Origin of the sequence: Saccharothrix sp. 6-C (assembly GCF_016695385.1) — a bacterium.
Lineage (GTDB): Bacteria > Actinomycetota > Actinomycetes > Mycobacteriales > Pseudonocardiaceae > Actinosynnema > Actinosynnema texasense.
In genome coordinates, this window is record NZ_CP064192.1 from 7,299,047 (window position 1) to 7,321,340 (window position 22,294).

Here is a 22,294-nt window from a genome sequence, read left to right on the forward strand (position 1 = left end):
CTCGCGGCAAAAGGCTATCGCCACACCGGTGGTCAGGAGGCCGCCGCCGCGGTCTCCGGGGCCGAGGCGCTGCGCTCGTCACGAGGACGCAGCCCGAACCAGATGAGGGCGACGCTCACGAGCGTCACCGCGACGTTCACGCCGAGCGCGAGGTGGGTGCCCGACAGCGTGTCGGCCTGCGTGGCGGCGATCGCGACCATGATCGGCGCGCCGATGGTGAGGGCCACCTGCTGGGTCATCGAGGTCAGGCCGGTCGCCAGGCCCTGCTCCTCGTTCGGCAGGCCCGAGGTGCCGATCACCGTGTACGACACGATGCAGGCGACGTGCACGAAGAACCCGAGGAACAGCGCGGGCACCAGGATCACCAGGGCGAGCTTGTTCGAGCCGAGGAACACCAGCGGCAGGATCATCAGCGCCTGCAGGGTCAACGCCACGGTCAGGACGTTGCGGCCACCGTGCTTGCCGATGAAGCGACCCGCGATCGGACCGGCGAACACGGCCGCGAGGCCGGGGATGCCGAACGCGAGACCGGTGATCACCGGGTTGAACTTCAGCACGTCCTGGAGGTACAGCGTCATCAGGAAGATCATGCCGGTCTCCATGGAGAAGATCACGAGACCCGCGAAGTTGCCCCACTTGACCGTGGGCTTCTTGAGGAAGCGCACCGGCGCCAGCGGCGCGGACGACTTGGTCTCGATCACCCAGAAGGCGGCCAGCAGCACGATGCCGATGGCGGCGGCGACGAGGCTGGACTCCATGATCGCGTAGACCACGGCCAGCAGACCGCCGGTGACCGTCACCGCGCCCGGCACGTCCAGCTTCTGCCGGTTCGGCACCTTGCTCTCGCTGATCAGCATGGGGGTGGCGACGATGATGGCGATGGCGAACGGGATGTTGATGAAGAACGCCGCCCGCCAGCTCAGCAGGCTGACCAGGATGCCGCCGACCAGCGCGCCGGCGGTGAAGCCGCCGGAGAGGATGGCGCCGTTGAGGCCGAGGGCGCGGTCGCGCATCTTGCCCTCGGCGAACGTCGTCGTGATCAACGACAGACCCGCGGGGACGGCCATGGCGGTGGAGAGGCCCTGCAGCGCGCGAGCGGCCAGCAGCATCTCCGGGTTGGTCGCGAAACCGCCGAGCAGCGACGCCACGGCCAGCAGGACCTCACCGGCGATGAACAGCTTGCGCCGGCCGAACAGGTCCGCGAACCGCCCGAACAGCAGCATGAAGCCGGCCGCCGGCAGCGTGTACGCGGACACGATCCACGGCAGCTGCGTCAGGCCCATGTCGACACCGCCGCCGACCTGCGGCAGGGCGACGTTGAGGATCGAGTAGTCGGCGGCGAAGATGAAGGCGGCGCCAAGCAGCACGAGGAGGATCAACCGCTGCCTGCCGCTGAACCGCAGCGGGGAGGACGTTTCGGCAGTCAAGATGCGATCCCTTTCTTGGAGTGTTCCCACAGATGTCGTGATCCAGCCACGCTTTCCGGCTAGGCCGAGCCGCTCGGCGAAGCCGGAAGGCGTGACCAGGCTTTGCGCCGCGGCTGTGCTAGAGGTCGGCCAGGAACTTCACCAGTTCCGCGTTGACCTCTTCCGGCCGTTCCTGCTGCGTCCAGTGACCGACCCCGGGCAGCACGACCGTGCGCTTGAGGTTGGGCACCAGGTACGACAGGTTGGCGATGAGCTGGTCCATGCCCGGCAGCGACACGCTGCCGTCCCGGTCGCCGTGCACGTACAGCGCCGGAGGAGTCATCGGCGCGCCTTGGAAGGGCGCCGTCAACTCCCAGCTCAGGTCGATCGTCCGCCACCAGTTCAGGCCGCCGGAGAAGCCGGTCCGGGCGTACTCGGCCGTGTAGAACTCGAGGTCGGCTTCGGTCAGCCAAGCGGGCAGCTCGGCCGGTTCGGGCATGAGGTCGGAGAGGTCGCCGCCCTCGGGCACCACGGGGAGCGTGGGTCCGTCGGCCCGCGGCGAGTCGCCGAAGCCCCAGTTGAAGAAGCGCAGGAGGGCGGCGCGCGGGTCGCGCTCCAGCTCCGCCTCGGCCACGCCGGGCTCCTGCAGGTAGTTCATGTAGAAACCGGGACCGAGCGCCTGGGTGAGCCCGGTCAGGGCGCTCACCGGGCCGCGCGGCAGGTAGGGCACGCTCAACGCGACGACACCGCGGACGCGGTCCGGGCGCAGCAGCGCGGCGTTCCAGGCGACCGACGTGCCGAAGTCGTGCGCGACCAGCACCGCCTGCTCCTCGCCGAGGGCGTCGAGCAGGCCGATCACGTCGCCGACCAGGTGCAGCTGCGAGTACTTCTCCACCGCTTCCGGGCGGTCGGTCTGGCCGTAGCCGCGCAGGTCCGGGGCGACCGCGTGGTAGCCGGCCGCCGCCAGGGCGGGGAGCTGGTGGCGCCAGGAGTACCAGGACTCCGGGAAGCCGTGCAGCAGCACGACCAGCGGCCCCTCGCCCTGTTCGGCGATGTGCATCCGGATGCCGTTGGTCTCCACGAACCGGTGGGTGATCCCGTCGGTCTTTGCCGATTGTTGGTCGCTCATGGTGCGCCTTCCTTGACAGGTGCCCGAGGTGGACTCCCCGGAAGCTTCCTTCCGGATCGACACCGGCTCCAACTTCTGCCTTGCTCAGTCGCCGAGCGCGAAACCAGGTATTCTCGGATTAACGCGGACGTCCGACCGGACAGGCTCGGAACCTTTTTCGTGACATGCCGAAACACCCCATGACTGGGTGACCGACACTCGGCCTATCCCGGACGACCCGTTCGCCGAAAGGCGCGCGAACGGGTCGCGACCAAGGAACTCGAATTACGTCCCGGTACCACCGGTACTACGACAAATCCCGCTCCACCGCTTCGGCGACCCGCTTGATGGCCGCCAACCGGCGGTCCCAGTCCGCCGCGAGCGAGGACATCCACCGCGTGGTGGCGTCCAGCCCGGCCGGCCGCAGCGAGTACCTCACCTCGCGTCCGACCCGGTTGCCGACCACGAGCCCGGCGGCGTCCAGGACGGCGAGGTGCTTGACGATCGCCTGCCGGGAGACGGGTAACCGCCCGGCGAGCGTCGTCGCGGTGACCGCGCCCTGGGCGGCCAGCAGGTCGAGCAGTCGGCGACGGGTGGGGTCGGCCAGCGCGACGAGAACGTTGCCGACCTCTTCGACCGCATCGTCCGGTTCTGTTCTCACACAGTCGACTCTTCGACTCGCTTCTTCGCCGCGTTGAGGACCTGCGGCCAGCCGCCGGTGTTGTCCTTGATCGTCCGCGCGCGCACGTCCTCGGACACCGCCAGCGCGGCGAACCCGCTCTCCACCACGGTCAGGCGCGTCTTGTCGCCCTCGGGGGACAGCGTGAACTCCACCAGCGTGCTGTTGCCCTCGGTCAGCTCCTGACCCGGGAACGCGGGCGCCCAGCGGTACGCCACGTAGGAGTGCGGCTCGACCTTCACCACGGTCACGGGGAAGTCGCCGTACTCCGGGTTCTTGGCCACCGTCGACTCGCCCTCGACGGCGGTGGTGTCCTTGATGCTCTCCGGGTCGGCCACCCAGAAGCCGGGTGCGGACACCAGGGACCAGACGCGCTCGACAGAGGCGTCGATCAGTGTGTCGCGTTCGATCCGGTCGTCGCTCATGAGGAAGCTCCTTCAAGTGCCATCATTGAGTGCAACCAGATGATTGCACGTCGTCCAGGGTCGTGCAACCCGGTAGTTGCACGACATCTCGACCCCGGCGGTCGAGCCCGACGCGGACACGGTGCGTGATCCACCTTGTCGTCTGCGTCACCTAGGTGGGGAATGCGCACGTGCCCCGAGCCGATGAGCCGGGGGTCGTTCGCAGTATTGCCGACGAACCCGCCGTCAGGCCGCGGCCGAGCCGCAAAAGCACGCTGGGAGAAGTAATCCCGATCGTCTGCGGGCGATGCTGGTCTCCGTTCACCCGAGCCGCACCGAGTGTTTTTCCCGAACGCCACCAGCCGAGCGGTCGATAGCGAGGCGTGCGCACTTCGCCTCTCGAAGAAGGGTCCATACATGATCACGCTGGATACCGTGAACCTGGAGATCGACGGGCCGACGGCCACGATCTACTTGAACAGGCCGGACAAGAAGAACGCGATGAACCCCCAGATGCACCGGGACATGAACGCCGCCCTGGACGCCATCGAGGAGGACGGCAACGTCAAGGCGGTCGTCATCACCGGCAACGGGGACAGCTTCAGCTCCGGCATGGACCTGGAAGAGTGCTTCCTCCAGCCGTTCGACGACCCCCAGCTGTTCTACAAGACCAACCTGGTGGCGCTCAGGTGGTTCCAGCGCCTGAAGGCGTTCCCCGCGGTGACCATCGCGAAGGTCAACGGCTTCGCCTTCGGCGGCGGTTTCCTGGTGGCCGGCCTGTGCGACCTCGCGGTCACCGACGAGGCGGCGCTGTTCGGCCTCTCGGAGATCAACTTCGGCATCTTCCCGGCCGGCGGCGCGACGTGGGCGGCCACGCACAACCTGCCGCGCAAGAAGGCGCTCTACTACATCCTCACCGGCGACACGATGACCGGCGCGCAGGCCGCCGAGTACGGCCTGGTGAACTTCGCCGTGCCCGCCGACCAGCTCGACGCGGCCACCGACAAGATCGTCCGCAAGATCGTCAAGAAGAACCCGGTCACGCTGGCGCTCGCCAAGCAGGTCTACGAGCGCACCACCCAGCTCGACCTGCCAGCCGCGATCGACTACGACCAGGCGAAGCTGTGGGAGCTGTCCCGGCTCAGCGGCAACGAGTGGATCAACGTGGCGCTCAAGCAGTTCGAGAAGCGCGCCTACCAGCCCGGGTTGGCCACCTACGACCGGCCGGCCGAGGTGCGCGCATGACGGTCGCCGGCCCGGACGTCGAGATCCCCCAGACCTCGCTCACGTCGTTCGTCCTGCGGCACGCGGACGAGTACGGCTCCGAGATCGCGACCGTGGACGCCGCGAAGAGCACCTCCTACACGTTCGCGGAACTGGCGTCACACGTGCGGCGGGCGGCGCACGGGCTGCGCCGGGGCGGCTTCCGGAAGGGCGACGTGCTCGCCATCCTGGCCCCGAACGTGCCGGAGTACCCGATCGCCTACCACGCGGCCGCGCTGGCGGGCGGCGTCATCGTCGCCCTCAACCCGCTCGACACGTCGGACGACCTGGTCGCCCGGCTGGAGGAGACGGGTGCGCGGTTCCTGGTGACCGTGCCGCACGAGATGCCGAAGGTGAGCGCCTTCCTCGACCGCACCGGCGTCGAGGAGGTCATCGTCCTCGGCGAGGCGGACGGCGCCACGTCGTTCTCCTCGCTGGTGGCGTCCGACGACGAGATCGTGGAGACGGCGCTCGACCCGTCCGAGGACGTGGTGACGATCCTGCACTCCAGCGGCAGCACGGGTCTGCCCAAGGGCGTGCAGCTGACGCACCGCAACATGATCGCCAAGGCGTTGCTGACCAGCATGGTGGCGCCGAGCGGCCGGGGCGAGAAGGCGCTGGCGATGCCGCCGTTCCACCACGCCTTCGGGCTGTCCATGATGATGAACGCGAGCCTGTACCAGGGCACGACGCTCGTCACCATGGAGCGCTTCGACCCGGAGGCGTTCCTCAGGACGATCGAGGAGCACCGCATCACCCAGCTCTACATCGTGCCGACGATCGCCGTGCTGCTGGCGAAGAGCCCGCTGGTCGACCGGTTCGACCTGTCGTCGCTGCGCTCGATCGTCTCCGGCGGCGCGTCGCTCGACCCGCAGATCGCCCGCCTCGTGCGGGAGCGGATCGGCTGCGAGATCGGCCAGGGCTACGGCATGACCGAGGCGATGTGCTCGTTCATGCAGGCGCCGGACACCGTGTCGGCGTCCGTCGGCCGGACCGCGCCGGGCGTCGAGTGCAAGATCGTCGACGTCGACACCGGCGAGGAGCTGGGCCGCAACCGCAACGGCGAGATCCTGATCCGCGGGCCGCACGTGATGAAGGGCTACCTGAACGCGCCCGAGGCCACGCGCAAGACGTTGGAGCCGGACGGGTTCCTGCACACCGGCGACCTCGGCTACGTGGACGACGACGGCGAGCTGTTCATCGTCGACCGGATCAAGGAGCTCATCAAGTACAAGGGCCAGCAGGTGTCGCCGGTCGAGCTGGAAGCGGTGCTCATGCGGCACCCGCGGATCGTGGACGCGGCCGTCGTCGGCATCCCCGACGAGGAGTCGAGCGAGATCCCCAAGGGGTTCGTCGTCAGCGACGGGTCCATCACCGCGCAGGAGATCATGGACTGGGTCGCCGAGCGCGTCGCGCCCTACAAGAAGATCCGGCAGGTCGAGTTCATCGACCAGATCCCGCGCACGCCGGTCGGGAAGATCGAGCGGCGCACGCTCAGCGCACGCACCGCGGCGGGGGCGGCCTGAGGACCCACCCGGGTGTCGCGGCCCTCGGCTCTGAGGTGAACGCGCCCGCGCCCTCGGCCCCGCCGAGCGGGCCGGCGATGGCGCGCGGCCCGGTCGCTCCGGCGACCGGGCCGCCGCCGCATGCGCGCCGGGCCGGGTTCGGCACGGGAGATCCGGCTTGAGCACGCGTGATTCGGCTCGGGCCCGGGAGATCCGGCTTGAGCACACGTGATTCGGCTCGGGCCCGGGAGATCCGGCTTGAGCACACGTGATTCGGCTCGGGCACGGAAGATCCGGCTTGGGCAGGCGCGGCCGGTTCGGACCCGCGATGTCCCGGCGCGCGAGAAAGGGGCAGGGCCGTGGTTCGGCCCCGCCCCCTGGTCCCCGCCGCCGGTGTCAGGCCAGCTTCTTCAGCCCCACGCCGTTGAGGACGTAGCCGGGCGCGATGGTCGAGGCGTCCGCCTGGAGCAGGTCGACGATCGACTTGCCGGCCAGCTCCGGCGTCAGCAGCGGACCCACCCTGGCCAGGAACTCGTCCTGCGAGAGGCCGGACCTGGCCGCGTAGGCGCGCACGGCCGGGCCGCCGACGTCGGTGGCCGGCGCGAACTGGGGCAGGACCGTGGTGAACGTGATGTCCATGCCGGCCCGGCGCGCCTCGTCCTGCGCGTAGCCGGTGATGAACCGCAGCGTGGACTTCGCGCCCGCGTAACCGCCGCTGAGCGGCGAGCCGCCGATGGCCGCGCCGCTGCTGAACACCACGACGCGGCTGCCCGGCCGCAGCGGCGTCAGCAGGATCTCGCGCAGCCAGTGGAACGCGATGCGGACGTCGGCCTCCCAGTTGACCGCGAACGTCTCCCACGTCTGCTCCTGCAACGGCCGCATGTGGGGCGTCGCACCGGCCACCAGGACCACGGCGCTCGGCTCGTGGCGGTCGATCAGGGTCGCCGCGACGGTGGCGTCGCCGGCGTCGACCACCTCGGTGCGGATCGGCCCGGAGCCCGACGCGGGTTCCGGGAACGTCGCGGCCGTGCGGGACACGGCGACGACCGGCGCGCCGGCCGCGGACAGCGCCGTGGCCACACCGTGGCCGAGGCCCCGGCTCGCGCCGACGACGATCGTGGTCCTGCCGGACAGGTCGCTCATGGGTCCTCCAAGTCGTGGTGGATCCGACGGTCCATTCGGGAGAGCCGGACGCGGATCCAGCATTCCGCCACCGGGTTCGCCGGACCTACTCCCCCGTTGCCCGCCCGGCGCCGGGCGCGCAGCGGACCAGGACGGCGGAGTAGACGACCAGCCAGGCGACCCACAGCAGCCAGCCGACGAGACCCAGGAGTCCCAGCACGCCGGGACGGGCGAGGACGAGCGGGGTGAGCGTGGCCGAGGTGCCCAGCAGCACGGCCGAGGAGTAGCCGAGTCGGGCGTGCCACGCGGGGATGAGCCCCGCGTGCCGCCCGCTGAGGGACAGGCCCACCAGTGCCGACGCCAGGAACACGCCGTTGAGGGTGAACAGGGCGTCGTGCAGGGACCAGAGGGCTCCGGTGGGGTCGTCGGCCGCGGCCAGGCGGAGCGCGGTCACGGCGGCGAACGCGCCGTTCTGGAGCAGCACGCCCGCGAACCCGACCAGGGACCACGCCTCGCCGCGCTCGCGGTCGGACCGCCACAGCGCCGCCACCGCGCCGGCGGCGAAGACGGTGGTGGCGTGCCAGACCTCGGCCGCCTGCTCGTGGGAGTCGACGCCGGCGAAGAACGCCTCGGCGAGGGTGTCGTAGTCCTGGTCGGCGAAACCCGTGACCTCGATGATCTGCAAGCGGTACACGGTGAACGGCGAGTTGTCCGTCGGCGGGGCGTACGGGACGGCCAGTTCCATCGTGCCCGGGGTCAGGCCGTGCTCCACCGCGCGCACGATCAGGGCGTCGGTGCGACCCCAGTCCATGGCGAGGTAGGCGTCGGCGACCAGGACGGCACGGGTGGCGCCGTGGTCGTTGCCCTCCAACGCTTCCTGGGCGGCCTGCGCGGACCGGCCCACGTCGTCCTTGAGGTAGCGGTCCATGCCGCGTTCGCCGTCGGGCTGCTCGTAGCCGACGAGCGGGATCAGGGTCTCGCCCTCCGAGACGCTCCAGACGCCGTGGGCCGCGAAGAAACCGGCCAGCGCCGCGGTTTCGATCATGGCCGACAGTATGCCGACGCGGGTGCGCCCGTCGGGGCCGTTCGGCGGATCCGGCGGCCTCTACCTCCGGGTCACCCGGACCGGCAGCCCGCGCAGGATCACGGCGATCGGGTGGGCGAGCTGGTCGAGGTCGGCCCTCGGGTCCTCGGCGTAGACCACGGCGTCGGCCGGCGCGCCCGGTTCCAGGCCCGGCAGCCCCAGGTAGGCGCGGGCGTCCCAGGACGCGGCGGCGAGGGCGTCGTGCGGGCGCATCCCGGCGCCGGCCAGCGCGCGGACCTCCTCGACGATCCCGCCGTGCGGCATCGAGTCCGTGCCCGCCAGCACCCGGACACCGGCCTCGGCCGCGGCGGCGACCAGCGAGCCGTGCGCCTGCGCGCCACGCAGGAACCACGTCCTGCCGGGACTGTCGGGCCGGCCGCGCACCTCGGGCACCGACCGCGCCATGACCGACAACGTGGGCGTCAGCGCGGTGCCCTGCTCGGCCATCCGCGTCAGCAGGTCCGGGTCCAGCGACATGCCGTGCTCCACCGAGTCGGCGCCCGCCAGCACGGCGACCTCGCCGCCGGCGGTCTGCTGGGTGTGCACGGCGACCCGGCCGCCCACCGCGTGCACCGCCCGCACCACGGCGCTCAGCACGTCCAGCGGAACCGGCTCGCCGTCCGAGCTCCAGTCGCCGATCACCTTCGCCCACCCGGTGCGCGCCGCCTGCGCCGCGGCCAGCGCGGGCAGCTCGGCGTGGTCGGCCCGGCGGCCCCAACCGTCGATGAACTGGCCGTGCTGCGCCAGCCACGGGCCGGCGTGCCAGGCCCTCGGGGTGTCGGGGTCGACGCCGAACCACGGCGGCGGCTCACCGGCCAGGCCCGGCGCCCTGATCACCGTCACGCCGGCGTCCACGTGCTGCCGCAGGTGGTCGCGCAGCACCGCGCGGTCGAGCGGGTCGCCCGCCGCCGCGGCGCCGGGGTGGGTGTGCGCGTCGACCAACCCGGGCAGCAGCCACCCCTCGGCCACCAGGTCGGCGTTCTGGACGGGGTCGGTGGTCCACCGGTCGCCGTCGGCGTACAGGTCGACGTGCTCGCCGTGCGGCAGGGCACGACCTCGGATCCGGATCACCACTTCAGCACCCCCGGTCTCCCGCGACCCCGTCGACCCTAGCCGCGATCGGGACGTGGGACCTCGAGTCCCCGGCAAGGGGAGACCCGAGGGTGGTGGCATGGACGGCGACGCGGTCTTCCCGATCGGTGAGCCGGCTCGGCGGACCGGCCTGACGGTCAAGGCGATCCGGTTCTGCTCCGACGAGGGGATCGTGCCGCCGACCGGTCGCAGCCCGGCCGGTTACCGGTTCTGCGGCCACGACGCCGTGGCCCGCCTCGACCTCCTGCGGACGTTGCGCGAACCGGGTCTGGACCTGCCGACGATCCGGCGGGTGCTGGACCGGGAGCTCGCGCCGGCCGAGGTCGCGGCGGCGCACGCGGAGGCGTTGGCGGCGCAGATCGGCGTGCTGCGGTTGCGCCGGGCGGTGCTGACGGCCGTGGCGGAGCGCGGGGCCGGCCCCGAGGAGATGGGTCTCATGCACGGACTGGCCAAGCTTTCCGAAGACGGTCGCCGGCGCCTCGTCGGCGACTTCCTCGACCACGCGTTCGGCGACCTGGCGGACGCCCGGCGTTCGCGGGGATCATCCGCTCCCTCACGCCGGAACTGCCCGGACGGCCGGAGGTCGCGCAGGTCGAGGCCTGGGTGGAACTGGCGCGGCTCGCGCGGGACCCGGGCTTCCGGGCGGGCGTGCGGCGGTTGGCCGAGCACCACGTCCTGGTGCGCGACGGTCTGCGGCCCGATCCGGCGGCGGTGGTCCGCGACGCCACCGCGCCGGCGGTGGCCGCCGGGGTCGAGCCGACGTCGGCTCGGGCGCGTCGGGTCGTCGCGGAGGTCCTGGCGCGGGTGCCGCACGTGCCGGTCGAACGGTTGGCCGCGTTGCTGGAGGCCGCGAACGACCCGCGGCGTGAGCGCTGCCCGCGGTTGTCGGCCGTGGTCAACGGGTGGCCGCCGCCGGAGAGCGCGACGCCCGCGTTCGGCTGGTTCCTCCGCGCCCTCGGTCGCGGGCCGGTCGACGCCGGGTTGTGCGGGTCCGTGCCGCTGGGGTAGGAGTGGGGTCGGGCGCGGGAGGGGTGTGGCATGCGGATCGGGGAGCTGGCCGAGCGCACCGGGGTGAGCGTGCGTTCCTTGCGGTACTACGAGCAGCAAGGCCTGTTGCCCGCCGACCGCACCGCCGGCGGCCACCGGGAGTACCCCGAACGCGCGGTCGACCGGGTCGTCCGCATCCAGGAGCTCTTCGCCGCCGGGCTGAGCAGCAAGAAGATCGCGCTGATGCTGCCGTGCATGCGGGACGCGGACGGCGGGCCGTCCCAGATCGCCACGCCGCGACTGGTGGACGACCTGACCGCCGAACGGGCCCGCATCGACCGGTTGATCACCGACCTGGTGCGGTCGCGGTGCGTGCTGGACGAGGTGATCGACGCGGCTTCGGGTCCGCGCTGACGGCCGAGCCGAGGCCGCGTCGGTCTTCCGGTCGGTGGCGCTCGGCCCCCGGCGCGCGCCGGGGGCCGAGCGGGTCGGGCGCGGCTCAGTCGCTGACGCGCCGCCGGTAGAGGGCGGTGGCCACGACGAACGACGCCACCAGCAGGCCGACCGACCACAGCAGCGCGAGCCGGCCCTGGTCGCCGATCGGCGTGCCGGTGAGCAGGCCGCGCACGGTCTCGATGACCGGCGTGATCGGCTGGTGCTCGCTGATGCCCCGCAGGAGCGGCGGCATCGTGTGGGTCGGCACGAACGCGCTGCTCAGGTATGGCAGGAACAGCATGAAGAAGCTCAACGCGCCGGCCGACTCGACCGACTTCGCCACCGCGCCGAACCCGGCCGCCAGCCACGACAGCGCCAGCACGTAGAGCAGGAGCAGCCCGGCCACGGCCGCCCACTCCAGCGGTGACGCGGACGGGCGGAAGCCCATCCCGACCGCCGCGCCGACCACGATCGTGGTGGACAGGGCGTTGCGGGCGACGCTGGCCGTGACGTGCCCGGTCAGCACGGCGAAGCTCCGGATCGGCATCGAGCGCAGGCGGTCGATCATGCCGCTGTGCATGTCGTCGGCCACGGACATCGCGGTGGACGCGGCGCCGTACCCGGTGCACAGCAGGATGATGCCGGGCACCACGTAGTTGACGTACCCGGTGCCGGTGTTGATCGCGCCGCCGAAGACGTACACGAACAGCGCCATCATCATCAGCGGCAGGACGATCGACATGAACAGCGTGTCGAGGTTGCGCCTGCCCAACCGGATGCTGCGGCCGACCATGGTCATCGAGTCGGCGATCGCGTGGCTCATGCCGGCACTCCTTCACGTGCGGTCAGGGCGAGGAAGACGTCGTCCAGGGTCGGGCGGTGCGAGGTGACCCGGGTCGGCACGACGGCCGCCGCCCGCAGGTCGTCCAGCACGGCGTGCAGGTGCGCGGCCGTGCCGTCGGACGGGACGCTGAGCAGGAGCCGCTCGTGGTCGGCGAAGCCGCCGAGCCGCGCGGTCGAGGCGTCGAGCGCCGCGGCCGAGGTGAAGCGGAGCTCCAGCCGGTGGCCGCCGACGCGGGCCTTGAGGTCGTCCGCGGTGCCGTGCGCGGCGACCTTCCCGCCGGCCAGCACCATGATCCGGTCGGCGAGGCGGTCGGCCTCCTCCAGGTACTGGGTGGTGAGGAAGATCGTGGTGCCGGTGCGGGCCAGGTCGCGGATGGCGTCCCACGTGGTCGTCCGGCCGGCCGGGTCGAGGCCGGTGGTCGGCTCGTCCAGGAAGATCACCTTCGGCGAGGCGACCAGGCTCATGGCCAGGTCGAGCCGCCGCCGCATGCCACCTGAGTAGGTCTTGACCCGCCGGTCGGCGGCGTCGACGAGGTCGAACCGCTCCAGCAGCTCGCCCGCGCGGGCCTTGGCCCCCGACCGGCCGAGGTGCATGAGCCTGCCGACCATGACCAGGTTCTCCCGGCCGGTCTGCTCGGCGTCCACCGCCGCGTACTGCCCGGTCACGCTGATCACCCCGCGCACCTTGGCCGGTTCGCGCACGACGTCGAACCCGGCCACCCGCAACCGGCCCCCGTCCGGCCGCGACAGCGTGGACAGGATCCGGACGGTGGTCGTCTTGCCCGCGCCGTTGGGTCCGAGCAACGCGAAGACCGACCCCTCGGCGACCTCCAGGTCTATCCCGTCCAGCACCGCGGTCGACCCGTACGCCTTGCGCAGGCCGGTCGCCTCAACGATCATCACTGCCCCCTTTTGTGTACCAGGTACGCTAAAAAGCGTAGCTCATACGCAGTTGATTCCGGTAGCCCTAGACTGGCCGGCAGCGGTGACGAGAGGGTGATGGATGACCGAGGAGCACGAGCTACCAGCGGAAATCGCTCTGCTGTGGGGTCTGCGCGAGACACCGAGACGCGGCCGCAAGCCGACCCTGTCGGTCTCCGAGATCACCCGGGCCGCCATCGAGGTCGCCGACGCCGAAGGTCTCGCGGCCGTGTCCATGGCGCGGGTCGCGCAGCAGCTCGGCAACTCCACGATGGCGCTCTACCGGCACGTGAAGAGCAAGGACGAGCTGCTCACGCTCATGTCCGACGCCGCGTTCGAGGACCCGCCGCCGATGCCCTCGGACGGTTGGCGCGCCGGGCTGACGCTGTGGGCGACGAGCGTGCTGGCCAGGTTCCGCCGACACCCCTGGTACGCGCGGATCCCGCTGTCCGGGCCGCCCATCGGCCCGAGGAACCTGACGTGGTTCGACCGCGCGCTCGGCGCGCTCTCCGACACGCCGTTGAGCGAAGAGGAGAAGGTCGGCGTGGTGATGGGCCTGCTGACGCTGGTGCACGGCGAGATGCGGATGACCGCGGAGCTGGCGGAGGGCTTCCGGGTGAACCCCGAGGCGTTCGGACCGGCGTACGCGCGGGCGTTGCGACAGGTGGTCGACCCCCTACGGCTACCGGCCCTCGGCCGGGTGGTCGAGGCCGGCGTCTTCGACCACGACCACCTCTTCGACGAACGGGACGTGGAGGCCGACTTCCACTTCGGCCTCGACCTCTACCTCGACGGCGTGGCCGCGTACCTGGCCCGCCGGGGGTGATGGCGCCGCGGGGCCGGTCGGGGCCCCGCCCCGCGGCGCCGCGGCGCCGCGCGATCACCGCCGGGCGACCCCGGCGCGCGCCACCCGCTGTCGCACGGGCGCGTCCGCCGACATGACCGCGAGGCCGGCGGTGATCAGGACCAGGTTCTTGACCACGAACTCGCCGGTCATGGTCAAGAGCAGCGGGTTGCCCGTCTGGAACGCGACGGACGGCTGCGTGACGAGCGTGGCGAACGTGCCCGCCAGGTGGAGCACCACCAGCAGCGCCACCCAGCGCAACCGGAACCCCACCACCAGAGCGATCCCCAGCACCACTTCCACCACGCCGAGCGTGAGCACGAAGACGCCCGGGTCGAGCCACGGGACGGTCCGCGCGACCAGGTCGGCCACCGGCGTCGTGCCGGTCACCTTGAGGGCGCCGAACCACACGAAGACCAGGCCGAGCGAACCCCTGAGCAGGGGGATGCTCAACGTCCGCAGGGTGTTCGCGGGCGCATCCGGACGGGACGGGAACTCCGTCATCCACATCACTTCCTTCGCGGGCGGGACCACGTCGACCCGCCTGCGGGAGGTCGGCCCGTTCGTGGTCCACACTGACCGGAATCGGACTGGGAGCGCTCCCAGAACTGTAACGGTAAGGAAACGCTGTGTGAAGGGCTGATTCCACGCCGTCCCAGCCGGCGGCTAGTCGTACCACTCGATCGGGTCGGGGAACGCCCCGGCGGGCAACGGGTCGCCGAAGAACGAACCGAGGCCCGCGGCCACGCCCGCCGCACGCCACCAGTCGGCCTGCGCGCGCGTCTCCAGCCCGTCGACCAGCACCTCGCCGGCCGCCTGCCGGGCCAGTCGGACCAGCTCGGCCAGGTAGTCCGCATCGCCCCGGGACTGCCGCTCGACCAGCCGCCGCGCCACCCGCACCGACCCGATCGGCAGCTCGGCGGCCACCGCCAGGTCGTCCGGCCCGAGGCCGAAGTCGACCAACGACGTGCCGACGCCCAGCTCGGCCAGCACGGTCAGGTTGTCCACCGCCTCGGACTCCGCCAGCGCCGCCACCGGCATCCCGACGACCAGCCGCGACGCGGGCAGCCCGGTGTCGTCCAGCACCCGGCGCACCCGCCGGACCAGGTCGCCGTCACGCGACTGGTTCCTGGTCAGGTCGACGTGCAGCGACGCGGTGAACCCGGCGCTCTGGCCCCACCACCGCACCTGCCCGCACGCGGTGGCCAGCTGCCACTCGCCCAGCGGCAGGATCAGGCCGGTCCGCTCGGCCGGCTCCGCGCACCCGGCGTGGTCGAGCGAGTCGTCGCCGCGGTCCCAGTGCAGCGAGGCCGCCACGCCGACCAGCGCGCGATCGGCCAGGCCCACCACCGGCCGGTAGCGCACGTCGATCTCGCCGTGCTCCCACGCGCCCGGCATGGCCACGGCCAGCGCGTCGGCCCGCCGCTCGGCCGCGTCCTGGCCCTCGTCGAACAACGCCCACTGGCCGCGACCGCCCGCCTTCGCCCGCCGCAACGCCTGCTCGGCGGCCCGCATCACGTCCTCGGGCTCCCAGTCCGGCGGCGGCCGGCGCACCACGCCGACGCTGACCGACACGGCCAGCCCGCGGTCGTCGAAGTACACCGGCTCGGCCAGCTCGCGGTTGAGCTCGGCCACGGTGCTCGCGACGTCCGGCGTGGTGGCGGTGTTCTCGACCAGGACGGCGAACTGGTCGCCGTCGAACCGGGCGATCATCGCCTTCTCCCGCGCCAGCACGGCCTTCAGCCGCCGCGACACGTGCACGAGCAGCCGTTCGCCGGTCGGCCGGCCGAGGCTGTTGCACACCACGCCGAACGCGTCGACGTCCAGGTGGAAGACGCTGATGCCACGCACCGGGTCGGCCCGGCGCAGCGCGCTCTCCAGGTGGGTGGTGAAGTACTGCCGGTTCGGCAGCCCGGTCGACACGTCGTGCAGCGCCTGCCGGTGCAGCTCCGACTGGAGCAGCATCAGCTCGGTGCCGTCCTCGACCACGGCGACGAAGTGCACCGGCTGGTCGTCCGCGCCGCGCAGCAACGACACCGTCATCGAGATCCGGGCGACGTCGCCGTCCTTGCGCAGCAGCCGCTGCGGCTGCCGGACGCGCTCCTGCCGGTCCTCCAGCAGCGCCAGCATCGCCTCGCCGAGGACCCGGACCGACGCCGGGTGCACGAGCTCCAGCAGGGCGAAGCCGGCCAGCTCCTCGGTGGTGTAGCCGAGGATGTCGCCGATCGCCGCGTTGGCCCGCACGATCCGCCCGGCCGGGTCTACGACCAGGATTCCGCTGGACGACGAGGTGACGACCTCCTCGAACCGCGCCTCGCTCTCCTTGAGGTGCCACTGCGCGTCGCGGACCGCCTTGAGCAGCGAGAGCTGCATGGACTCCTGCTGCTCGAACACCGCTCGCCTGCTGGCCGCCAGGAACCCCGTCGACAACGCGCCGAGCACGGCCACGATCGGCTGGGCATGACGTTCCACGGGCTGGAACTCCGCGAGACCCAGCAGCCCTTTCCCGAGCACGTCGAGGGTGACCCGCAAGCCGTCCTCGGTGAGGTACCCGAGTGAGACGAGCTGCTCGCCGATGCGCTCGGCCCGCTGCGGCGAAGGCGACTGCCCGGAGGCCTCGGCGTGCACCGCCGCGCACAGGTCGTCGAGGCGGACTCGCATTTCGCGGTCGAGCTCGTCCCTGCCCAGCGCGACGACCACAGCGCCGCTGAGCAGGTACGACCACTTCCGCGCGAGGAGTTCACGACCACGTTCGGGTGGTGACGTGGCCCCTTGCCTCTGACTGGGGATCGACATTCCCGTTGCCCTGTTGTGATATCGACGATTCGCGGCAGTTTACCTACCCCCCGCCGGCCAACACTCAACCGGAAGTGTGAACCACGAACACCCACGGTGACTTCTGCATGGGCATTTCACCTCTTTCGGCGCACACCATTCGACCAACCCCGGCGTGGACCAGCATCGACATGTCACGGCCGAACCCAGGCCGGTTCGAAATCGGTCGGACAACTCCTCGATCCCGCCCCCGGAACACGAAGTTCACCTGATCGGGGCTGTCGCTCACTTGGTCGCGCCTATCGCGCGCACGTCGACCGCATCGGCGTCGCGGGCCAGCCTATCGAGATATCCAGCCCGGGTGGAATCGGGTGGCCGAACCCGGAATTCGCGACCATTCCCCGACTGACCGGTCAGGCGGGGATCGGCATCAGTCGGTAAGAGCCGGCGGTCGTGGCGGGGACCTCGTGGTAGACGGTGGCGGCGAGGGTGGTGCAGGCGGTGTCGGCGAACAGCTGCAACGCGGTGCCGTCACCGAAGCCGCGGGCGGCGGAGCGGGCGGTGGGGAAACCGAGGTCGGTGACCGGGTGGCAGCCGTAGGACTGGGGCACGACGGTGCGGGCGCCGGTGAAGGAGGCGCCGGAGAAGACGCAGTAGCCCGATTCCCGGCAGTGCCCGCTCACGTCGGAGGCGGAAGCCGCGGCGGCAGCCTGAGTGGTGGCCGCCGCGGCGAAGAGGAGAGCGGCGAGCACGGTGAAGCGCCGGCGCGGCGCGGATGTCCCGATCACGATGTCCCCCTTGGATCGCACGCGCCAAGCCAACCCAACGCGGGCGGCGGTGGCAATCGGCCGAACGGGACCGCCCGCGTGCGCGGCTTGGCGGTGGCCCGGAAGTCCTCCTCGGGGCCTGGGGTCGCCGGGCGAGGAAGCCGTGGCCGAGGCGGCCGGTGTCCCAGGTGACGCCGAACCCGGTCGGCTGCCGGTGGCCGAACAGCACTCCCCTGCCCTGCCGGTCGCGCAGGCAGGAGCTCGGGGTGCTGCCGGGCGTTCTCGGCGGGCGCGGTGTCGGCGGGCGCGGCGGCGGGGCGTTACTTGTCGCCGAGCGAGGCCAGCAGCTGCTTCAAGGTGTCGGCCAGCGCCGTCCGCTCCTGCGAGGACAGCGCGCCGAGCAGCCGGTTCTCGGTGGCGAGGTGGTCGGGCAGGGTCCGGTCGATCAGCTCGCGGCCGGCGTCGGTGAGGGCGACGACCACGCCCCGGCCGTCGTGCTCGTTCGGCGTCCGGACGACCAGCCCCCGCGCTTCGAGGCGGTCGAGCCGCTGGGTGACGGCGCCGGACGTGACCATCGAGGAGCGCATCAGCTCGGTCGGGGTCAGCCGGTGCGGCGGCGCACTGCGGCGCAGGGTCGCGAGGACGTCGAACGACGCCCGGTCCAGGTCGTGCGCGGCGAAGGTCTTGCCCAGCTCGACGTCCACCAGCCTGGCCAGGCGGCTGAGCCTGCCGATCACCGCCATGGGCGAGACGTCGAGGTCGGGGCGCTGCGCGTGCCACTGGCCGAGGACGAGGTCGACGTGGTCTGCCATCGAACTAGCTTAGCGGTGAGGTAAGTCACCGCCGAGATACCTTAGCGGTGAGCTACTTTGTCTTAGTGCTAAGCAAATGGGTGACCGCGCTCGCCCCCGCCGTCTGGGGCACGACCTACTACGTCACGACCGAGTACCTGCCCCCGGACCGGCCGCTGCTGGCGGGGTTGCTGCGGGCGCTGCCGGCCGGGCTGTTGCTGGTCGCGGTCACGCGCCGGCTGCCGCGCGGCGACTGGTGGTGGCGTTCGCTGGTGCTGGGCACGCTGAACATCGGCGTGTTCCTGCCGTTGCTGTTCCTGGCCGCGTACCGGCTGCCGGGCGGGGTGGCGGCGACCGTCGGGGCCGTGCAGCCGCTGCTGGTGGCGGGGTTCGCGGTGGTGCTGCTCGGGCAGCGGCTGACGACGCGGACGGCGCTCGCCGGGGTCGCGGGGATCGTGGGCGTGGCGCTGCTGGTGCTGCGGGCGGACGCACGGCTGGACTGGGTCGGCGTGGTGGCCGCGCTGGGCGGTGCGGTGGTGATGGCGGCCGGGGTGGTGCTGAACAAGCGGTGGACCACGCCCGCGCCGCTCCTGGCGGTGACCGGGTGGCAGCTGGTGGCCGGCGGCGTGGTGCTGCTGCCGGTGACGTTGCTGGTCGAAGGGCCGCCGCCCGCGTTGACGGCGGCCAACGTGGGCGGCTTCGCGTACCTGGGCGTGATCGGCGGCGCGCTGTCCTACGCCCTGTGGTTCCGGGGCATCCGGCTGCTCCCCGCGACGCGGGTGACGTTCCTCGGGCTGCTCAGCCCGGTCGTCGCGACGGCGGTGGGGTGGCTGGTGCTGAGCCAGGAGTTGACCGCGTCGCAGGTGCTCGGCGCGGTGGTCGTGCTGGTCGCCCTCGTGGTGGCCCAACGGGAACCGGTGCGGCGGGAACCGGTGGAGACGAAGGAGGAAGTCCGTGCGGATCACGGTGTTCGGAGCGCTCGGTAGCGTCGGCCGCCGGGTCGTGGCGGAGGCCCGGCGGAGGGGGCACGAGGTCACGGCGGTCAGCCGGCGGGCCGGCGCGGGCGGCGAGACCGGTGACGCGCGGCTGGTCGCGGACGTCGTGCGGCTCAGCGCCGGGCGCGACCTGGTGATCAGCGCCACCCGGCCGGCCGACGGGGACGAAAGTCAGCTCGTCGAGGCCGCGCGGGCGTTGCTCGCCGGGGTCGCGGGGACCGGGGCGCGACTGCTGGTCGTGGGAGGCGCGGCGACGCTCGTGACACCCGAGGGGCACACGGTCGAGCAGGCGCCCGGTTTCCCCGCCGGGTTGGTCGCCATCGCGCGGGCCTGTGCCGAGCAGTTGGCCGTCTGCCTGGCCGACCGGGCGGCGGACTGGACCTACCTGAGCCCGCCGGTGGTGCTGGAGCCCGGCGAGCGGACCGGCGTGTTCCGGGTCGGCCGGGACGAGCAGGTCGGCGAGGTGATCTCGATCGAGGACCTGGCGGTGGCGTTGCTGGACGAGGCCGAGGCGCCCCGGCACCGGCGGGTCCGGTTCACCGTCGGGTACTGAGCCGGCGAGGGGCGGGCGGAACACCGCCCGCCCCTCGCCGGTCAGGTCAGGCCAGGCCGGCGCACGTCCTGGCGTCCGGGTCGGCGGCGGCCTTCGGCGCCCAGCGGACGTTGGCGAACGAGGCCTGGAACGCGCCCTCGGTGTAGACGAGGAACGGCGTGTTGACGTTCTCCAGGTCGAGCCCGCCCTCGGCGAAGCACGAGATGGGGATCTTCACCGTCGACTTGACGCCGGTGGGCAGCGAGGTGAACAGGCCGGTCGCGTCGACCTCGGCGAAGCACGGGTACTGGCAGTGCGTGCTGACGACGGTCCGCGCGGCCGGCGCCTGGTGCACGATCACGTCGAAGACCAGCGCGGCGTTCGCGTTGAGGTAACCGCGCAGGTCGCTGCCGCCCGCCGGGTCCTGGAGGTAGACCTGGCCGGGACCGGTGCCGGTCCAGGTGGTCTTCATGGCGTCACCCTGGACGTTGACGTCCGCGGGCACGACGGTGATGGAGCTGTGCGCCGCTTCGCCGTCCGGCCCCAGCTCGGTGCCGCCCCAGTTGTCCGGGGAGCCGATGTAGCTGCGGTAGGGGGCGACGTCGGTGCGGACGTGGACGTCCAGGTCCTCGGTGGCCGTGCCGCCGCCGCCGTTGCCGGAGCAGCCGGCCTCGGGCGAGGTCTCGTCCAGCCGGCCGAGGTTGCCGGTCTGCCAGGAGCGCAGGCCGTACCCGGGCTTGAACAGCGGGTCGCCGTCGGCGTCCAGGGGCGTCTGGCAGGCGCTGCGCGGCCACGAGAACGACAGCTCGCCGGTGAAGCCCGGGTAGGTGTGCTTGCCGCGGATCAGCAGGTCGGCGACGCCGGCGCCCTCGGTGCCCGGCAGCCAGGCCGCCACGAACGCGTCGGAGCGGTTCAGCTCCTTGTTGACGTGCAGCGGCCGGCCGGAGAGGTAGACGGTGACGACCGGCGTGCCCTTGCCGCTGACCTTGTCGAGCACGGCGAGGTCGTTCGGGTAGAGCTTGGCGGCCTCCAGGGAGCGCTTGCCGAGGTCGCCGACGCCCTCCGCGTACGGGGTCTCGCCGAGCACCGCGATCACGGCGTCGAAACCGGTCGGGTCGACGTCGCCGGTCTCGCTGAACACCACGTTCCGCTCGCCGAGGGCCTCCTTGAGGCCGCCGAGGACGGTGGTGCCGCCGGGGAAGTCGGCGTTGGTGTTGCCGGTGCCCTGCCAGGTCAGCGTCCAGCCACCGGTCTGGTTCTGCATGCTGTCGGCGCTCTTGCCGACGACCAGCACCTTCGAGCGCGGCGAGAGGGGCAGCACGCGGTTGTCGTTCTTGAGCAGCACCTGGGACTCGCGGACCGCCTCGCGGGCCAGCTCGCGGGCTTCGAGGGCGGCGGGGGAGCCGGCGTGGTGGCGCCGGGACGGCTTCTCGCCGTCGAGGACGCCGGAGCGGAGCTTCACGCGCAGGATCCGGGTCACCGCGTCGTCGATGCGGGCCAGGGGGATCTGGCCGTTCTCGACCTGGGCGACCGTGTTGGCGATGAACGCCTTCCACTCGTTGGGCACCATGACCACGTCGATGCCCGCGTTGATCGCCTGGGGGCAGGACGAGTTGGTGCAGCCGGCGACCTGGCCGATGCCGTTCCAGTCGGAGACGACCAGGCCGTCGAAGCCCATCTTGCCCTTGAGGATGTCGTTCACCGCGAGCTTGCTGCCGTGCAGCTTGCCCTCGTCGACGCCGGAGTCGTTGGTCCAGCTGTTGAACGACACCATCACGGTCTGGGCGCCGGCCGCGAGCGCGCCGTAGTAGCCCTGGCCGTGCACGTTGATCATCTCGGCCTCGGAGGCCGGGTTGACGCCCTGGTCCTTGCCGCCCACCGTGCCGCCGTCGCCGATGAAGTGCTTGGCGGTGGCGAGCACGCCGACCCGGCTGCGGCTGTTGCCCTGAAGGCCGCGGGTGGCTTCGTAGCCGTACGCGCGGGTGATCCGCGGGTCCTCGGAGAAGCCCTCGTAGGTGCGGCCCCAGCGGTCGTCGAGGGGGACGGCCAGGGTCGGCGCGAAGGCCCAGTCCTGGCCGGTCGCGCGGATCTGCTCGGCGGTCGCCTTGCCGATGTCCCGGATCAGGCACGGGTCGTGCGCCGCGCCGAGGCCGATGTTGTGCGGGAAGACGGTGGCGCCGTAGACGTTGTTGTTGCCGTGCACGGCGTCGATGCCCCAGATGGCGGGCACGCCCGTGCGGCTGGCCTTCGAGGCGTCCCAATAGGCGTCGGCCAGGGCCAGCCACGCCTCGGGCGCGGCGTGCTTGTCGCGGTTCGGCCACGAGCCGCCGCCGTTCAGCACCGAGCCGATGCCGTACTCGCGCACCTCGTCCGGGGTGATCGCGCCGATCTCCGGCTGGGTCATCTGGCCGACCTTCTCGGCCAGGGTCATGCCGGCGAGGATCCTCCGGACGCGGCGCTCGTCGGAGGGGTTCGACTTCACCCGGCTCTCGACCCTCGGCCACTGGGCCAGCTCGGGGAGGCGCTCCTCGATCCGGGCGCAGCCGTGCTCGGTCCGCGGCTCGCCGACGACCGGTTGGCGGGCGGGTGACGCGGCGGCGGCGCCCCCGGTGAGGAGACCGGCGGCGAGCACCGCGGCCAGGGCGGTGCTCAGGTGTCTGCGGGACATCGGCGGTTCCGTTCGTCCGACGGCTCTGTCGCGGCCGATCTTCGTGACCGGGCGGGTCGCGGTCAAGGGGGCC

At 72.0% G+C, this 22,294-nt stretch carries 21 protein-coding genes and 1 pseudogene; 8 read left to right on the forward strand and 14 right to left on the reverse strand.

Annotated elements, in window-relative coordinates; genetic code table 11:
- Window positions 1-32 precede the first annotated feature (32 nt).
- From IOD16_RS31220 to IOD16_RS31235, 4 genes are all read right to left on the reverse strand, one after another.
- A complete protein-coding gene (locus IOD16_RS31220) occupies window positions 33-1,427 on the reverse strand; it encodes an MFS transporter (protein WP_201437330.1) in 1,395 nt (464 codons plus the stop codon).
- A 118-nt stretch (window positions 1,428-1,545) separates the two neighbouring features.
- Window positions 1,546-2,535 carry an alpha/beta fold hydrolase gene (locus IOD16_RS31225; protein WP_123745710.1) on the reverse strand — a complete coding sequence of 330 codons (990 nt, stop codon included), beginning with the start codon at window positions 2,533-2,535 and terminating at the stop codon, window positions 1,546-1,548.
- A 286-nt stretch (window positions 2,536-2,821) separates the two neighbouring features.
- The gene (locus IOD16_RS31230) at window positions 2,822-3,175 is read right to left on the reverse strand and encodes an ArsR/SmtB family transcription factor (RefSeq protein ID WP_123745709.1); all 354 of its coding nucleotides are present in this window, start codon (window positions 3,173-3,175) and stop codon (window positions 2,822-2,824) included.
- Window positions 3,172-3,618, reverse strand: a complete 447-nt coding sequence (locus IOD16_RS31235) for an SRPBCC domain-containing protein (RefSeq protein WP_123745708.1) — start codon at window positions 3,616-3,618, stop codon at window positions 3,172-3,174. The genes IOD16_RS31230 and IOD16_RS31235 overlap by 4 nt, the downstream gene beginning before the upstream one ends.
- A 396-nt stretch (window positions 3,619-4,014) precedes the next feature.
- Between IOD16_RS31235 and IOD16_RS31240 the strand changes: the two genes are divergently transcribed.
- Window positions 4,015-4,842 (forward strand): p-hydroxycinnamoyl CoA hydratase/lyase, encoded by an 828-nt coding sequence (locus tag IOD16_RS31240; protein WP_123745707.1) that lies wholly within the window; start codon window positions 4,015-4,017, stop codon window positions 4,840-4,842.
- The gene (locus IOD16_RS31245) at window positions 4,839-6,386 is read left to right on the forward strand and encodes an AMP-binding protein (RefSeq protein ID WP_123745706.1); all 1,548 of its coding nucleotides are present in this window, start codon (window positions 4,839-4,841) and stop codon (window positions 6,384-6,386) included. Before IOD16_RS31240 ends, IOD16_RS31245 begins: the two co-directional genes overlap by 4 nt.
- 375 nt (window positions 6,387-6,761) lie before the next feature.
- On the opposite strand, the gene IOD16_RS31250 is transcribed toward IOD16_RS31245, so the two are convergent.
- The 3 genes from IOD16_RS31250 to IOD16_RS31260 form a co-directional block, all read right to left on the reverse strand.
- Window positions 6,762-7,508: an SDR family NAD(P)-dependent oxidoreductase gene (locus IOD16_RS31250; protein WP_201437332.1), complete on the reverse strand. Its 747-nt coding sequence runs from the start codon at window positions 7,506-7,508 to the stop codon at window positions 6,762-6,764.
- Window positions 7,509-7,593: 85 nt separating this feature from the next.
- A complete protein-coding gene (locus IOD16_RS31255; protein ID WP_201437334.1) occupies window positions 7,594-8,532 on the reverse strand; it encodes a hypothetical protein in 939 nt (312 codons plus the stop codon).
- Between the two features lie 60 nt (window positions 8,533-8,592).
- The gene (locus IOD16_RS31260) at window positions 8,593-9,642 is read right to left on the reverse strand and encodes an amidohydrolase family protein (RefSeq protein ID WP_236594491.1); all 1,050 of its coding nucleotides are present in this window, start codon (window positions 9,640-9,642) and stop codon (window positions 8,593-8,595) included.
- Window positions 9,643-9,742: 100 nt separating this feature from the next.
- On the opposite strand from IOD16_RS31260, the pseudogene IOD16_RS40715 reads away from it, so the two are divergent.
- The 3 genes and pseudogenes from IOD16_RS40715 to IOD16_RS31270 all read left to right on the forward strand — a co-directional run.
- A pseudogene (locus IOD16_RS40715) lies at window positions 9,743-9,907 on the forward strand (MerR family DNA-binding transcriptional regulator); the annotation flags it as partial.
- 359 nt (window positions 9,908-10,266) lie between these two features.
- The gene (locus IOD16_RS40720) at window positions 10,267-10,671 is read left to right on the forward strand and encodes a hypothetical protein (protein ID WP_236595286.1); all 405 of its coding nucleotides are present in this window, start codon (window positions 10,267-10,269) and stop codon (window positions 10,669-10,671) included.
- A 30-nt stretch (window positions 10,672-10,701) separates the two neighbouring features.
- Complete coding sequence (locus IOD16_RS31270) at window positions 10,702-11,064, forward strand: MerR family transcriptional regulator (RefSeq protein ID WP_201437344.1); 363 nt, start codon at window positions 10,702-10,704, stop codon at window positions 11,062-11,064.
- Between the two features lie 85 nt (window positions 11,065-11,149).
- Here IOD16_RS31270 and IOD16_RS31275 read toward each other — a convergent pair whose 3' ends face one another.
- Both IOD16_RS31275 and IOD16_RS31280 read right to left on the reverse strand, forming a co-directional pair.
- Window positions 11,150-11,908, reverse strand: a complete 759-nt coding sequence (locus tag IOD16_RS31275; protein ID WP_201437346.1) for an ABC transporter permease — start codon at window positions 11,906-11,908, stop codon at window positions 11,150-11,152.
- Entirely contained in the window at window positions 11,905-12,828 is a 924-nt protein-coding gene (locus IOD16_RS31280) for an ATP-binding cassette domain-containing protein (protein WP_201437348.1), read from the reverse strand. The genes IOD16_RS31275 and IOD16_RS31280 overlap by 4 nt, the downstream gene beginning before the upstream one ends.
- A gap of 103 nt (window positions 12,829-12,931) precedes the next feature.
- On the opposite strand from IOD16_RS31280, the gene IOD16_RS31285 reads away from it, so the two are divergent.
- Window positions 12,932-13,675 carry a TetR/AcrR family transcriptional regulator gene (locus tag IOD16_RS31285; protein WP_201437350.1) on the forward strand — a complete coding sequence of 248 codons (744 nt, stop codon included), beginning with the start codon at window positions 12,932-12,934 and terminating at the stop codon, window positions 13,673-13,675.
- Between the two features lie 54 nt (window positions 13,676-13,729).
- Here the strand turns inward: IOD16_RS31285 and IOD16_RS31290 are convergent, their stop codons facing one another.
- The 4 genes from IOD16_RS31290 to IOD16_RS31305 all read right to left on the reverse strand — a co-directional run bounded on the left by IOD16_RS31290 (window position 13,730) and on the right by IOD16_RS31305 (window position 18,047).
- Window positions 13,730-14,197, reverse strand: a complete 468-nt coding sequence (locus tag IOD16_RS31290) for a DUF417 family protein (protein ID WP_170185227.1) — start codon at window positions 14,195-14,197, stop codon at window positions 13,730-13,732.
- Between the two features lie 162 nt (window positions 14,198-14,359).
- Entirely contained in the window at window positions 14,360-16,354 is a 1,995-nt protein-coding gene (locus IOD16_RS31295; RefSeq protein WP_236594492.1) for a putative bifunctional diguanylate cyclase/phosphodiesterase, read from the reverse strand.
- A 527-nt stretch (window positions 16,355-16,881) separates the two neighbouring features.
- Complete coding sequence (locus IOD16_RS31300; RefSeq protein WP_201437353.1) at window positions 16,882-17,256, reverse strand: hypothetical protein; 375 nt, start codon at window positions 17,254-17,256, stop codon at window positions 16,882-16,884.
- Window positions 17,257-17,555: 299 nt separating this feature from the next.
- Window positions 17,556-18,047, reverse strand: a complete 492-nt coding sequence (locus tag IOD16_RS31305) for a MarR family winged helix-turn-helix transcriptional regulator (RefSeq protein WP_201437355.1) — start codon at window positions 18,045-18,047, stop codon at window positions 17,556-17,558.
- 80 nt (window positions 18,048-18,127) lie between these two features.
- Between IOD16_RS31305 and IOD16_RS31310 the strand changes: the two genes are divergently transcribed.
- Together IOD16_RS31310 and IOD16_RS31315 are read left to right on the forward strand one after the other, a co-directional pair.
- On the forward strand, window positions 18,128-19,012 hold the full coding sequence (locus tag IOD16_RS31310; protein WP_442978068.1) for an EamA family transporter: 885 nt from the start codon (window positions 18,128-18,130) through the stop codon (window positions 19,010-19,012).
- A complete protein-coding gene (locus IOD16_RS31315) occupies window positions 18,981-19,574 on the forward strand; it encodes an NAD(P)-dependent oxidoreductase (protein WP_201437359.1) in 594 nt (197 codons plus the stop codon). Before IOD16_RS31310 ends, IOD16_RS31315 begins: the two co-directional genes overlap by 32 nt.
- 46 nt (window positions 19,575-19,620) lie before the next feature.
- On the opposite strand, the gene IOD16_RS31320 is transcribed toward IOD16_RS31315, so the two are convergent.
- Window positions 19,621-22,221, reverse strand: coding sequence for a glycoside hydrolase family 3 protein (locus IOD16_RS31320; RefSeq protein ID WP_201437361.1), 2,601 nt, complete (start codon window positions 22,219-22,221; stop codon window positions 19,621-19,623).
- Between the last annotated feature and the right edge of the window lie 73 nt (window positions 22,222-22,294).